This is a genomic window from uncultured Winogradskyella sp. (genome assembly GCF_947496485.1).
In the GTDB taxonomy this organism is placed as follows: Bacteria; Bacteroidota; Bacteroidia; order Flavobacteriales; family Flavobacteriaceae; genus Winogradskyella.
This window is the reverse complement of the sequence record NZ_CANMCZ010000001.1, coordinates 845564-861428: the sequence shown is the minus strand read 5'-3', so window position 1 is coordinate 861428 and position 15865 is coordinate 845564. Positions and strand designations below refer to the sequence as shown.

Genomic DNA, 15865 nt, shown 5'->3' with positions numbered 1-15865 from the left:
TTTGACACTTATTCGAAACTTATATTTTCACTTCTACAAATAAGTTTTGATAAGCATTGCTTATTAGAATAGTATTAATCATAACATACTATTTCATGAAAAAGCGTACACTAGGATTTTGGGAAATTTGGAACATGAGTTTCGGTTTCTTGGGAATTCAAATGGGTTTTGCCCTACAGAATGCTAATGTCAGTCGAATTTTTCAAACTCTTGGAGCAGAAATTGAAGATATTCCAATTCTATGGGTAGCTGCGCCGCTAACAGGTTTGATAGTTCAACCAATTATAGGTTATTTTAGCGATAGAACTTGGCACTCAAAATTAGGACGTCGAAGGCCCTACTTTTTAGTTGGAGCTATTCTGGCGTCATTAGCTTTATTTATAATGCCAAATTCACCTGTACTGTGGTTTGCAGCAGGCATGTTGTGGATAATGGATGCATCTATTAATGTCTCAATGGAGCCGTTTAGGGCTTTTGTTGGAGATAATTTGCCAGATCATCAAGCTACAAAAGGGTTTGCAATGCAAAGTTTTTTTATAGGGATTGGAGCATATGTGGCTTCGAAACTTCCAAATATTTTAACCTATTACGGAGTTTCAAATACAGCACCAGAAGGCATTATTCCAGATTCTGTAAAATATTCATTTTATATAGGTGGCGCAGTTTTTTTAATTGCTGTTCTATGGACTGTATTAAAGTCTAAAGAGTATAGTCCTGAAGAAATGGAAGCATTTGAAAGTAATGAATCAAATGATTTTGAGTTAGAAGATAAACCACAAAGCTGGTTCACTTCTAATGGCAAAATACATGTAAGAAATGGTTTTATTGTTTTATTGATAGGTGTGATTTGTACTTATCTAGTTTATAGATTTGATCTCAAAAAAGATTTATACGTTTTAACATTAGGGCTATTAGGTCTTGGCGGTTTGGCTTTAATTATTTCTGGCTTCATGCAAAAAGGTGGAAACAATAATAATGGATTTGTAACCATAATGAATGATTTCCAAAATATGCCTAGTGTAATGAAACAGCTTGCATGGGTCCAGTTTTTTTCATGGTTTGCACTATTTTCAATGTGGATTTACATGACACCAGCCGTAACAGAGCATATATACAATTCGGTTGATACGACTTCTGTAGCTTATAATAACGGTGCAAACCGAGTTAATAATATGTTTGCCAACTATAATATTATAGCCGCAGCAGTGGCGTTTTTGCTACCACTTTTAGCAAAAAAAACCAGTAGAAAATTCACACACTTTTTAGCTTTAGTTTTAGGTGGATTAGGACTAATGTCAATCTATTTCATCAGTAATCCAACAGCATTAAATTTAGAATGGCTGCCAATGATTGGTGTTGGTATAGCATGGGCTTCTATTTTATCAATTCCTTACGCTATGTTATCAGGAGTTTTACCTGCTAGTAAAATGGGTTATTATATGGGAGTATTCAATTTTTTTATAGTAATTCCTCAATTAGTTGCAGCTTCAATACTAGGTTTTATGGTTTCAAAATTTTTCAATAATGAACCTGTTTATGCATTATTTGTTGGAGGTGTGTCAATGATATTTGCAGGACTGTTAACTTTGAGGGTTCATGATAAAGTTTCAAATTAAAAATAATGAATAAAAAAGGATTCATATTCGATCTAGATGGTGTTATTGTTGACACAGCTAAATATCATTTTTTAGCATGGCAAAGACTAGCTAAAAGTTTAGATATAGATTTTACAGAAGAAGAAAACGAACAATTAAAAGGTGTAAGCCGAGTAAAGTCGTTAGAAAAAATATTGTCTTGGGGAAATAAGACCATTTCGCAAGAAAAGTTTATCGAGCTCATGGGTAAAAAGAACGAAGAGTATTTAAGTTATATCGCAGAAATGGATAGTAACGAAATATTACCAGATGTTCCAAGAGTATTAAATTCATTAATCAAAAAACAACAACCTATATCACTAGGTTCTGCAAGTAAAAACGCAAGGGTAATTTTGGAGCGTGTAAATCTAAAAAAATATTTTGATGCCATAGTAGATGGTAATGATGTGAGTAAAGCAAAACCAGATCCTGAAGTGTTTTTAATAGCAGCAAAATTGTTAGGCATGAAGCCAGAACAGTGCATCGTTTTTGAAGATTCTGTAGCTGGTGTAGAAGCTGCAAATGTTGCTAATATGATATCTATTGGTATTGGCAGTAAATCCGTTTTAGGACATGCAAAATATGTATTCAAAGATTTTACAGAAATCTCAGAAGAATTTATAAAAGAATTAATTAATAATTAAAAATGTGATGCCTACCATAGAAAAGGCATTAATTAAATATAAAATATGAACTTAGATTATATCATATCAAATCCTTGGTCAATAATTGAGGAAGGATTTAATCCAGATCAAGTTAAAGCATCTGAGAGTTTATTTAGTATTGGTAATGGTGCAATGGGACAACGTGCCAATTTTGAAGAAGCATATTCTGGACCTACATTTCAAGGAAGCTATATAGCAGGTGTTTATTATCCAGACAAGACCAGAGTTGGTTGGTGGAAAAATGGCTATCCAGAATATTTTGCCAAAGTTTTAAATGCACCAAATTGGATAGGAATAAATGTGCTAGTTAATAACGAGCAACTCGATTTATTCAACTCTAAAAGTGTAAAAAACTTTCGTAGAGAGCTAAACATGAAAGAAGGTTGGTTGTCTCGTAGTTTTATAGCAACACTTCAAAATGATGTTGAAGTTGAGATAAGTACCAAGCGTTTTTTAAGTTTAGATATTGATGAAGTAGGGGCAATTGATTTTAATATTAAGCCATTAAATACTGATGCTGAGATTACATTTCAACCCTATTTAGATTCCGGTATAACTAATGAAGATACCAATTGGGATGATAAGTTTTGGGATACATTGAGTGTAAGCCACGAAAACAACCAAGCATTTATTCAGGCTAAAACGATGAAGACAGATTTCTATACGTGCACCTTCATGGAGTCTCAAGTATTTATAGATGGAAAATCTGTTATCATTGAACCAAACATAAAAGCAGATGCAAATTATGCGTCGTTTAGTTATCGTCACAATGTAAAACAAAATGAAGTTTATACGATACATAAGTTTGGTGGTTATTTGGCTGATAGAAACCACGATAAAAATAATTTTGTCAATGAAGCGAAGTCAGTATTAGAAAAAGCGACAAAACTTAGCTTTTCTAAATTGCTAGAAAATCAGAAAAATGCTTGGGCAAAAATCTGGGATATGTCAGACATCACTATAGATGGAGATGTAAAAGCACAACAAGGTATTCGTTTTAATATTTTTCATTTAAACCAAACTTATTTAGGTACAGATGCCACTTTAAATATAGGGCCAAAAGGATTTACAGGTGAAAAATATGGAGGAAGTACCTACTGGGATACTGAAGCCTATTGTATTCCATTTTATATGGCTACAAAAGACCAAAGTGTGGCAAGAACACTTCTAACTTACAGATATAGGCATTTAGAAAAAGCCATTGAAAATGCCCAAAAACTTGGGTTTAAGAATGGTGCTGCATTATACCCTATGGTAACCATGAATGGTGAAGAATGCCATAACGAATGGGAAATAACCTTTGAAGAAATTCATAGAAATGGAGCTATTGCTTTTGCTATTTTTAATTATTACAGATACACTGGTGATTATAGTTATATACCAGAAATGGGTTTAGAAGTACTAATTGGTATTGCACGTTTTTGGCACCAGAGAGCAACATTTTCAACAGATAAGAATAAATATGTAATTCTTGGTGTTACGGGACCGAATGAGTATGAAAATAACATTAATAACAATTGGTATACAAACTACATTGCACAATGGTGTATTAACTATGCATTAGAAAATATAGAAAAAGTAAAAGAGGGTTTTGAAGAAGATTATAGAAGAATATCTGGCAAAACAAAGATCTCTCACGAAGAATTAGCACATTGGAAAAAAGTGGCAGATAACATGTATTTTCCTTATTCAGAAAAGTACAATGTCTATTTGCAACAAGATGGTTTCTTAGATAAAGAGTTAATAACCGTTGCAGATTTAGATAAATCTCAAAGACCAATCAACCAAAAATGGAGTTGGGATAGAATATTGCGTTCACCTTATATTAAGCAAGCTGACACACTTCAAGGCATGTACTTCTTTGAAGACCAATTTACAACTGAAGAATTAGAGCGTCATTTCGACTTTTATGAGCCATTTACAGTGCATGAAAGCTCATTATCTCCTTGTGTACATAGTATTCAAGCAGCAAAGCTAGATAGAATGGAACAAGCTTATACCTTCTATTTAAGAACATCTAGATTAGATTTGGATGATTATAACCACGAAGTGCATGAAGGTTTACATATTACTTCAATGGCAGGTACTTGGATGAGTATTGTTGAAGGTTTTGGTGGTATGCGTGTTAAAAATGACACCTTAACTTTTGAGCCTAAAATTCCTCAACAATGGGAAGCCTATTCATTCAAAGTCAACTTTAGAAATCAGATTTTAAAAGTTAGTGTGAATCAAAATGAAACTCAGTTTGAATTAGAAGGAGATACTGAATTACAAATTTTAGTAAATGGAGAATCCGTAACAATTTCACCAGATAGTTTGGTGAGAGTATAACAAATATTGTAGCCCTAAGTCAAGAACATAAAAATTAGAAGTATGAAAAACATAATAAGAAGTCTTTCAATATGCCTATTAATTTTAGTGTCATCTTGCAAGGATACGGCAAGTAGTGAAATAGATTCAGTTTCTGATCAACCCGTTGTAGAGTCTAATGATATTGATAAAGTAGAACCACCATATTGGTGGATAGGTTTTAAAAATCAGAACCTTCAACTTTTAGTGAAACATCCAAATGTCGGTAGCGCAACACCAAAAATTTCATATGCTGGAGTAAGTTTAGTTAAAGTTCACAAAGCAGATAGTCCTAATTATTTATTCTTAGATTTAGAAGTTTCTGAAAATGTAAAAGCCGGTAAATTTAATATAAGTTTTAAGTTCAAAGATGATTCAGAATTAGTTCAAACATACGAGCTAAAAGAGCGTGTTAGATCTTCTGAAGACTATGTCGGTTTCGACAGTTCTGATGCTATTTATTTAATTACACCAGATCGTTTTGTAAATGGAGTTACAACTAATGATACACCATTAGGTATTGAAGGGCAACCAAAAATGCTAGAGCAAACCACAGATCGAAATAATGATTATGCCAGGCATGGTGGAGATATAATAGGAGTAACAAATCATATAGATTATATCCATGATTTAGGATTCACAGTAGTTTGGCCTCAACCATTGTTGACAAATGACATGCCTCAAGGATCGTATCATGGTTATGCAATTACGGATTTGTATGAAATTGATCCTCGTTTCGGAACCTTACAAGACTATAAAACACTTTCAGCTAAACTTAAGGAAAAAGGCATGAAATTAGTTATGGATCAAGTAGCTAATCATTGTGGCTTAGAGCATTGGTGGATGAAAGATTTACCGTTTAAAGACTGGGTAAATCTTCAAGAGAATTTCGAAAGGAATAAAGACAATTGGAATAACTCATATACCATAAACTCTAATCATAGACGTACAACAAATCAAGATATCTATGCTTCCGAAGCTGATAGAAAAGGAAATAATGAAGGTTGGTTTGTAGCAGCTATGCCAGACTTAAACCAACGTAACCCGTTTATGGCTCAGTATATTATTCAAAATAGTATATGGTGGATAGAAACGGCACAGTTAGGCGGTATTAGACAAGACACCTATCCTTATCCAGATAAAGATTTTATGAGTGATTGGGCTGGTGCAATTATGAACGAATATCCTAATTTTAGTATAGTTGGTGAAGAATGGAGTTACAACCCATTGCTTATTGGTTATTGGCAAGAAGGAGCTAATAATAGAGATGGCTATGATTCTAATTTAAAATCTGCTATGGATTTTGCCATGCAACAAAAAGTAGTAGATGGAATAAAAGAAAAAGAATCTTGGGATAAAGGTTTGGTGAAAATTTATGAAGGGCTTGCTAACGATTTTCATTATGCGAGTCCAAAAGATATTATGGTTTTTGAAGGAAACCATGATATGAGTCGAATTTTTACACAAATGGAAGGTGATATCACCAACACAAAAATGGCAATGGCAACTTATGCTATGATGCCTAGAATTATGCAAATGTATTACGGAACCGAAATTTTAATGAATGACTTTGCTAAACCAGGTGACCACGGATTAATTCGTACAGATTTTCCTGGAGGTTGGGAAGGTGATGCAGTTAATGCGTTTACTGGTGATGGCTTAACTGAAGATCAAAAAGAGATGCAATCTTTCATAAAAAAACTCTTTAATTATAGAAAGAATAGTAAAGCCATTCACGAAGGTAAAACAACACATTTTGCACCCTTTGTTGGTACATATTTCATGTACAGAACTTTTGAAGATGAAACTGTTGTTTTAATCTTAAATAAGAATGAAGACATCATAACTATTGATCTGAATTACCAAGAGGAAATGGGTCTAAAAGGAAAAACACTAAAGAACATCATTACTGAACAAACCAAACTTTGGGGAGATGTTATAGAATTAAAAACCAAGGGGGTTACAATTTTAACCACTAAACTATAACTATGAAAAATCTAATAATAATTGTATTCGCTTTTTTGTTTATACTTTCTAGTAAAAAAAATCAGTTTAAAAATTTAGGATTTAGTACTAAAATTGAATTTCTAAAATTAGAAAAAGCAGTTTTAGCTAGTGGGAGTTTATACAGAGTAGATAGTTTTCCATCAAAGTATATTACACCAAGATCAGTAGATGTTTGGTTACCAGAAAGCTATTCAAAAGACAAAAAATATAGTGTACTCTATATGCATGATGGACAGAATTTATTTGACTCCACAACAACATGGAATAAGCAAGAATGGAAAGTAGATGATTGGGCAACAAAACTCAATAGAGAAGGAAAAGTGAAAGACTTTATAGTTGTAGGTATTCATAATATTCCGCAAATACGTTGGCTCGATTTATTTCCTGAAAAAGCCATGGATTTTATCGATAAGGACGTTAAAGCTAATTTAATGGAGATGGCAAAACAGAATAATTTAAATACTAATTTAAAAGGTGATGAGTATCTTAAATTTTTAGTTGAAGAATTAAAACCAGTAATTGATAATCAGTATTCTGTGCATACTGATAAAGAAAGCACATTCGTTATGGGCTCAAGTATGGGTGGTTTAATGTCTATGTATGCTATTTCTGAATATCCAGAAGTTTTTGGAGGTGCAGGTTGTGTATCGACTCACTGGGTTGGTGCCATGCCAAGCCCAAACAACCCATATCCAGAAGCTATTTTCAATTATATGGAAGCCAATTTACCAAAATCTGGAAATCATAAATTGTATTTTGATTATGGTAATAAAACTCTAGATCAACATTACCCACAATATGCACCTAGAATAGATAAAATCCTAAAAACAAAAGGATATACAGAACAAGAAGCTATGAATTTATTTTTTGAAGGTACTGATCATTCAGAAAACTCATGGAATAAAAGATTAGACCAACCACTTACTTTTTTGCTAGGTAAATAGATTGTCATTCTGAACTTATTTTCAGAATCTCGAAAAAGACATTAAATGAAGAAAATAATTTTATATATATCAGTTTTACTTTTCACGTACTCAATAACAGCTCAAAACACTGAGCGATTTTTTGAAACTTTTAATTGGGCTGAAGGATTACCTAGTATTAAAGTAAACGATGGTATTTATATTTTTTTATCATATTCTCCAGAGATTGTTGAAACTATATTCTTACCTGATAATGAAAAATTTAACTTGGAGAACTCTCATGCGGTTATAAAAAAGCCTGACTTCTCAAGTTTTGAAGTTATCGAAAGAGATAAAGATGTCCTCCTAAAAACTAAGGGAATTGAAATTATTATTACCAAAAGCCCATTTCAAATTTCATACTACTACAACGACAAACTAATTACATCTGAAAAACGAGGCTACTTCAAAAGTGTTCACGAGTCAATGGATTTGGCGAAAGATAATATTGTTGCTGATTCCACAGAAAAAATAGAATTCAACCTCACTAAAGATGAAGTCCTTTATGGAGCTGGCTCAAGAGCTCTTGGAATGAACAGAAGAGGCAATCGTTTACCTTTATATAATCGTGCGCATTATGGTTATGGTACTAGAAGTGAACTGATGAATTATACGATGCCAATAGTATTATCGTCAAATAAGTACATGATTCATTTCGATAATGCACCTGTGGGATATCTAGATTTAGATAGTAAAGCTGAAAATACACTAACCTACGAAACTATTTCTGGGCGTAAAACCTATCAAGTTATTGTTGGTGAAACATGGTATGATATTATAGACAATTATACAGATTTAACAGGAAAACAACCTATGTTACCGCGTTGGACGTTAGGTAATTTTTCAAGCCGATTTGGTTATCATTCACAAAAAGAAACTCTAGAAACCATCGATAAATTTAAAACAGATCAAGTCCCAGTTGATGCTGTAATACTAGATTTATATTGGTTCGGTAAGGAGATTCAAGGAACGTTGGGGAATTTTGAATTTTATAAAGATTCATTTCCTGAACCAGAGAAAATGATTAAAACCCTAAAGTCTCAAAATGTTGAAACTATCCTCATCACTGAGCCTTATGTTTTAAAAACTTCTAACCGATGGGACGAAGCGGTAGAAAAAGGAATCTTAGCAAAAGACAGTTTAGGAAATTCTGCTGAATTTGAGTTTTATTTTGGTAATGGTGGTATAATAGACATCTATAATCCGAAAGGCAAAAAGTGGTTCAAAGATATTTATAAAGACATATCAGAATATGGTGTTAATGGGTTTTGGGGAGATTTAGGAGAACCAGAAGCACTGCCATCTTGGGTAAATTTTGAAAATGCAAAAGCAGATGAAGTTCATAATATTTACGGGCATGATTGGGCAAAGCTAGTTTATGAAGCCAGTTTAGAAGCGAATCCAAACAGGAGACCTTTCATTTTGATGCGAGCAGGCTATTCAGGTTCGCAACGTTATGGATTAGTACCATGGTCTGGGGATGTAAGTAGAAGTTGGGAAGGTTTGCAACCACAGCCTGCGATTGCATTACAAATGGGTATGCAAGGCTTAGCGTATATGCATTCAGATTTAGGGGGATTTGCAGGAGCTAACTTAGATGATGAGCTCTATGTACGTTGGTTACAATATGGGGTTTTTAATCCCATATTTAGACCTCATGCACACGAAGATGTGGCAAGTGAGCCTATTTTTAGAAGTGAAAAAGCAAAGCGACTGGCAAAATTCGCAATACAAATGCGCTATAGAATGCTACCATATAATTATAACTTAATGTTTGAAAATCATATAGATGGTAAACCTTTAATGCGACCATTATTTTTTGAAGAATCAGATAACCCAGAATTATTTAATTATTCAAAAGCGTATTTATGGGGAAATGATATTTTAGTATCACCTGTTTTAGAAGCTGGTAAAACAGAACAAGAGATTTACTTTCCAAAAACTAGTAATTGGTTTGATATTGAAAACGACGAATTAATAAAAGGAGGACAAACAAAAACAGTTAAGTTGAACGAAGCCTTTATTCCAACTTATGTAAGAGCTGGAGCTTTTATTCCACTGAGTAAATCTATTCAATCGACGTCGGAATATGATAGCAATAGTATAGAACTTCATTATTACTTTGACAAGAGTTTTCCAGAAAATAAACTCAAATTTTATAATGATGACGGTATGAGTACAAATAGTATTGAAAATGGAGACTTTGAGTTATTAGAATTCGAATCTAATTATAAAGGATCAAATCTCAAACTCGAATTTAATACAGTCAAGAGATCTAGATTTACAATACCAGTTAAATCAATCGACTATATAATTCACAATATTGAAAAAGAGCCAAAATACATTAAGGTAGATGGTAAAAAAACTAAAGTGAATTATAATTCAAAAAATAGAACTTTGAGTATTCCTGTCATATGGAAAGCATCAACTGAAAAAGAAATTAAAATCAAACTAAAAAGATAATCAATGAACAAAAGGATTAAAGTATTAAGTTTCATTGTTATTACCATATTCTTAGGTTGTAAAAACGAATCAAAAGAAATAGTTAAACCTGAAACTATAAAATCAGAGATGAAGAAAAAAGAAGTCGTATATCAAGTATTTACACGTTTATTTGGTAACACTAACACTAATAATAAACCTTGGGGAACACTCAAAGAAAATGGAGTAGGGAAGTTCAATGATTTTACTGATAAAGCCTTATCCGAAATTAAAGATTTAGGGGTAACGCACATTTGGTACACTGGCGTACCACATCACAATGTGATTACAGATTACACCAAATATGGTATTTCTAGCGACGATCCTGATATTGTGAAGGGACGAGCAGGTTCTCCTTACGCTGTTAAGGACTATTATAATGTGAATCCTGATTTAGCAGAAAATGTAGACAATCGATTAGAAGAGTTTGATGCTTTAATAGAGCGTTCTCATAAAGCAGGACTCAAAGTTATAATCGACATTGTTCCTAATCACGTAGCGAGAAATTATCAAAGCTTAACTAATCCAGAGGGAACTTCAGATTTTGGTGCAGAAGATGATAAAACAAAAACCTACCACGTTAATAATAACTTCTATTACAATCCTGGCGAAGCTTTTAAAATTCCTGATTGGAAAAATGGTTATCAACCTTTAGGTGGCGAAAATCATCCTATGGCAGATGGTAAATTTGAGGAAGTGCCAGCCAAATGGACTGGTAACGGCTCACGGGCTTCACAACCAGATGTAAATGATTGGTACGAAACTGTTAAAGTGAATTACGGAGTAAGTCCAGATGGTAAAAAAGATTTTGACGAATTACCTGAAGGTTTCGATACTGAAGATTACAAAAAACACTTTGAGTTTTGGCAAGAGAAAACAGTGCCAAGCTCTTGGATAAAGTTTAAAGATATTGCTTTGTACTGGACAGCAAAAGGTGTAGATGGTTTTAGATTTGATATGGCAGAAATGGTGCCAGTAGAATTCTGGAGTTATATGAATTCTCATATCAAAATGAAAAATTCTAATGCTTTTTTATTAGCTGAGGTTTACAATCCTAGTCTGTATAGAGATTACATTAAAAAAGGAAAAATGGACTATCTCTATGATAAAGTGCAGTTGTATGATACATTAAAACACGTCATGCAAGGTCATGGAAAAACAGATAATATTCCTCCAATTTTAGATGATTTAAGTGATATTGAACACCATATGCTTCACTTCTTAGAAAATCATGATGAGCAACGTATAGCTAGTCCTGATTTTGCTGGTAGTGCTGAGAAAGGAAAGCCGGCAATGGTCGTTTCTGCAACATCAACTACAGCACCAACTATGATTTATTTCGGACAAGAATTTGGTGAGCCTGGAGAAGAGGATTTAGGTTTTGGTGATCCAACGCGGACTTCAATTTTCGATTATGGTTCAGTACCAAGTTTAGTGCGTTGGGTAAATAATAAAACCTTCGATGGCGGACAATCTACTACCAAAGAAAAGCAGCTTCGAGATTTTTACAAACGTCTATTGAATTTCACAATTAATAGTTCAGCATTAGCTGGTAACTATCAAGATATTCATGCTTATAATCAGCAAAACACAGAATGGTATAATGATAAAGTATTGTCCTTTGTGCGCTGGAGTGATGACGAGCAATTAATCATTATTTCGAACTTCAATGCAAATAACACTTATGGTTTTGAGTTGCAATTGCCAGAAGATTTAGTTGCTAAATTAAAACTTCAAGATGGTGAGTATGAAATTAAAGATCAATTATATAATGCTTATTCTTCAACTTTAAATGTTGAAAACGGAGAGGCACAAGTTAGAATAGACATTAAGCCATTAGAGTCATTTATTTTAAAAATCAAATAATACAATGAGACAAATTATTCCATTATTCATATTGAGTATTATGCTAATCAATTGTGAAAACAAGAATTCAAAAGAAACTGTAGCTAAAGTTGACCAACCAACAAATACTGAAACGCCATTTATATGGGAAGGTGCAAATCTTTATTTTTTACTCACAGATCGTTTTAATAATGGTGATATAAACAACGATGTTAACTTTGATAGAACAAGAGAACCAGGAAAGTTAAGAGGATTTAATGGTGGAGATATAAAGGGAATTACTCAAAAAGTGAAAGAAGGTTATTTTACAGATTTAGGGATTAATGCCATTTGGATGACACCAATTGTAGAGCAAATTCATGATGCAACCGATGAAGGAACAGGTGTCTCTTATGGATTTCATGGGTATTGGGCCAAAGATTGGACAAAAATTGATCCAAATTTTGGGACTAAAGAAGATCTACACGAATTGGTAAAAGAAGCACATGCTAGAGGTATTCGAATAGTTTTAGACGCAGTAATTAATCATACAGGTCCTGTAACAGAAAAAGATCCTGTTTGGCCAGATGATTGGGTGAGAACTGGGCCACAATGTAAATACGATAATTATGAGAATACAGTGACTTGCACATTAGTAGCTAACCTCCCAGATATTAAAACCGAAAGCAATGACAATGTTGAGTTACCACCGCAATTGGTAGAGAAATGGAAAGCAGAAGGACGTTACGAGCAGGAGGTAAAAGAACTTGATGCGTTTTTTCAGAGAACAGGATATCCTAGAGCACCACGTTTCTATATCATAAAATGGTTAACTGATTATATTACTGAATTTGGTGTAGATGGTTATAGAGCCGATACAGTAAAGCACACAGAAGCCTACGTTTGGCAAGAATTTAAAGCTGAATGTGATTATGCTTTTGCAGAGTATAAAAAAAACAATCCTGAAAAAGTTTTAGATAATAACGATTTTTATCTTGTTGGTGAAGTCTATAATTATAATATCAGTAGTGGTCAACTTTTTGATTTTGGAGATAAAAAAGTGAACTATTTTGATCCTGCAAGTTTTCATAGTTTAATCAATTTTGAATTTAAGTGGAACTCAAAAGAATTGAGTTACGAAGATTTATTTAATAAATATTCAGGTGTTTTAAATGGTGAATTAAAAGATTTCGGAACATTAAATTATTTGAGTTCACACGATGATGGTAGCCCGTTTGATGCACAACGAAAAAAACCTTACGAAACTGCAAATAAATTATTGTTGTCGCCAGGAACTTCACAAGTGTACTATGGTGATGAGTCATCACGCTCATTAGTTGTTCCAGGTACAGAAGGTGATGCAACTTTACGTTCAATGATGAATTGGGATTCTATTGCAAAACGAAAACGAACAAAAGAAGTACTTACACATTGGCAGAAATTAGGGAAGTTTAGAGCAAATCATCCTGCGGTTGGTGCAGGTACACATCATATGATGTCAGCGGAACCTTATTATTTTTATAGAAGCTATCAGAATGGCAATTTTAAAGACAAAGTAGTTGTTGGATTAGATCTTGAAAAAGGTGAGAAAATTATAGATGTGTCTAAAGTTTTTGAAGAAAGAGTAATGTTACGTGACACTTATTCTGGCAAAACAGCAACTGTAGAAAAAGGAAAAATAACTATAGATTCAGATTTCAATATTGTGCTAATTGAAAAATATAATCATGAAGATTAAATTCATCATACTTTTTATAACAATTGGGTTTTTCTCTTGTTCTGATGCTGATAAAAACGTTTTAGAAGTAAAATCTCCAGATTCCAAAATTGCGGTTAATTTTAATATCGATAATGAAGGAAAACCTTTTTATAAAGTAAAATTCAATAATAATATAGTTGTAGATACCTCGTATTTAGGCTTTGAATTCAAAGATGTACCAGCTTTAAATGAAAACTTTATAATTAAAAATACAAGTACTAGCATATTTAACGAAACATGGCGAATGCCTTGGGGCGAACAGTTAGATGTTGCTGATAATTACACCGAGTTAAAAATAGAGCTTCAAGAGGAAACGTCTCCAGAGCGTTTCTTGAATATCGTTTTTAAAGTCTATGATGATGGTGTAGGTTTTAGATATGAATTCCCAGAACAATCAAGATTAAGAGGCGATGTGTTTATTACAGAAGAGCATACAGAATTTAACCTAAAAGAAGATTATAAAACCTTTTGGATTCCTGGTGATTGGGATATCTATGAGCATTTATATAACACCACGAATCTTTCTGAAATAGATGCTTTACAATTCGCAAATCATAACGATTTAGCACAAACATACATTCCAGAAAATGCGGTAAATACACCAGTGACTATGGTTGGTAGTGATGGTGTGCATCTAAGTTTTCATGAAGCGGCTTTAATTGATTATTCTGGTATGACCTTAAAGGTTGACACTAAAAATTTAAACTTAAAGAGCAATCTCGTTGGTTCAGAAAACGTCGATTATAAAGTAAAGCGTACAGTTCCGTTCAATACGCCTTGGAGAACTATTCAGATTACCGATAACGCACCAGATTTAGTTGAATCTAACCTAATTGTTAATTTAAATGAACCAAACAAATTAGGAGATGTATCATGGTTTAAACCGATGAAATATACTGGTGTTTGGTGGGAAATGCATTTAGGAAAATCGTCTTGGGATTATGGAATGGAAATGATTGATGATGAATGGGTAGATACTGGAAAAGCTCATGGCAAACATGGTGCAACAACCGAAAATGTAAAAGAGTTTATTGACTTTTCTGCTAAGAACAATATTGGTGGTGTTTTAGTGGAAGGTTGGAATACAGGCTGGGAACGTTGGATTGGTTTTGAAGATAGAGAAGGTGTGTTCGATTTTGTGACGACCTATCCAGATTATGATATCGATGAAGTAGTGCGTTATGGAAAAGAAAAAGGGGTTGATATTATTATGCACCACGAGACATCAGCTGCAACCGAAACTTATGAGAAGCAATTAGATACGGCTTATGCTTTGATGAAGAAATATGGGATGCACGCTGTAAAATCTGGCTATGTTGGTAAAATTTTACCAAAAGGAGAATACCATCATGGACAATATATGGTGAATCAGTATAATAAAGCAGCGATAAAAGCAGCAGAATATGAGGTTGCTGTAAACGCTCATGAGCCTATAAAAGCCACGGGTTTGCGTAGAACCTATCCAAATATAATTTCTCGAGAAGGCTTACGAGGTCAAGAATTTAACGCTTGGGCAAGTGATGGTGGTAATCCACCAGAGCATTTACCTATTGTAGCTTTTACCAGAATGTTGTCTGGTCCTATAGATTTTACACCAGGAATTTTCAATATAAAATTTGATGAGTACAAAAAAGATAATCAAGTCAATACAACATTAGCACAACAGCTGGCATTATATGTCGTAATCTACAGTCCTGTGCAAATGGCGGCAGATTTAGTAGAACATTACGAAGCAAATCCAGAACCTTTACAATTCATTAAAGATGTAGGAGTGGATTGGGAGCGGACTAAAGTTTTGAACGGAGAAGTTGGCGATTATGTAACTATTGCCAGAAAGGAAAGAGAAACTGGTAATTGGTTTGTTGGTGGTATATCAGACGAAAACTCAAGAGTACTAGAATTAGAGTTTAGTTTTTTAGATGATAATCAAACTTATGAAGCTATCATTTATAAGGATGGCAAAAATGCACATTGGAATGATAATCCTCTAGATATTAAAATTGAAAAAATTGATATTAAAAAGGATTCTAAGCTTACAGTTAAACTTGCCGAAGGTGGAGGATTTGCGATTAGTTTAAAGAAGACATAAGAACTAAACTTTATTCCTTGTAAAAGAAATTTGTCATCTTATTTAACACAAATTGATGTAACAAAAAGACATGTTAGTTAGTCTTGTATAAAACG

9 protein-coding genes are annotated in these 15865 nt (G+C 33.3%); all 9 read left to right on the top strand.

Annotated features, from left to right (window positions below):
- The first annotated feature begins 95 nt into the window (after nt 1–95).
- From Q0822_RS03590 to Q0822_RS03550, 9 genes are read left to right on the top strand one after another with little or no spacing between them, the layout of a single operon-like run.
- Nucleotides 96–1616 carry an MFS transporter gene (locus Q0822_RS03590; RefSeq protein ID WP_299120245.1) on the top strand — a complete coding sequence of 507 codons (1521 nt, stop codon included), beginning with the start codon at nt 96–98 and terminating at the stop codon, nt 1614–1616.
- A 5-nt stretch (nt 1617–1621) separates the two neighbouring features.
- Nucleotides 1622–2278, top strand: a complete 657-nt coding sequence (gene pgmB / locus Q0822_RS03585) for a beta-phosphoglucomutase (protein WP_299120244.1) — start codon at nt 1622–1624, stop codon at nt 2276–2278.
- A gap of 45 nt (nt 2279–2323) precedes the next feature.
- A complete protein-coding gene (locus Q0822_RS03580; RefSeq protein WP_299120243.1) occupies nt 2324–4630 on the top strand; it encodes a glycoside hydrolase family 65 protein in 2307 nt (768 codons plus the stop codon).
- A 42-nt stretch (nt 4631–4672) separates the two neighbouring features.
- Nucleotides 4673–6634, top strand: coding sequence for a glycoside hydrolase family 13 protein (locus Q0822_RS03575; RefSeq protein WP_299120242.1), 1962 nt, complete (start codon nt 4673–4675; stop codon nt 6632–6634).
- A gap of 2 nt (nt 6635–6636) precedes the next feature.
- Nucleotides 6637–7599, top strand: a complete 963-nt coding sequence (locus tag Q0822_RS03570; RefSeq protein WP_299120241.1) for an alpha/beta hydrolase-fold protein — start codon at nt 6637–6639, stop codon at nt 7597–7599.
- A 45-nt stretch (nt 7600–7644) separates the two neighbouring features.
- Complete coding sequence (locus Q0822_RS03565) at nt 7645–10080, top strand: TIM-barrel domain-containing protein (RefSeq protein WP_299120239.1); 2436 nt, start codon at nt 7645–7647, stop codon at nt 10078–10080.
- Nucleotides 10081–10083: 3 nt separating this feature from the next.
- Entirely contained in the window at nt 10084–11964 is a 1881-nt protein-coding gene (locus Q0822_RS03560; protein WP_299120237.1) for an alpha-amylase family glycosyl hydrolase, read from the top strand.
- A gap of 4 nt (nt 11965–11968) precedes the next feature.
- Complete coding sequence (locus tag Q0822_RS03555; RefSeq protein ID WP_299120235.1) at nt 11969–13660, top strand: alpha-amylase family glycosyl hydrolase; 1692 nt, start codon at nt 11969–11971, stop codon at nt 13658–13660.
- Nucleotides 13650–15770 carry a glycoside hydrolase family 97 protein gene (locus Q0822_RS03550; RefSeq protein ID WP_299120233.1) on the top strand — a complete coding sequence of 707 codons (2121 nt, stop codon included), beginning with the start codon at nt 13650–13652 and terminating at the stop codon, nt 15768–15770. Before Q0822_RS03555 ends, Q0822_RS03550 begins: the two co-directional genes overlap by 11 nt.
- Nucleotides 15771–15865: the final 95 nt, after the last annotated feature.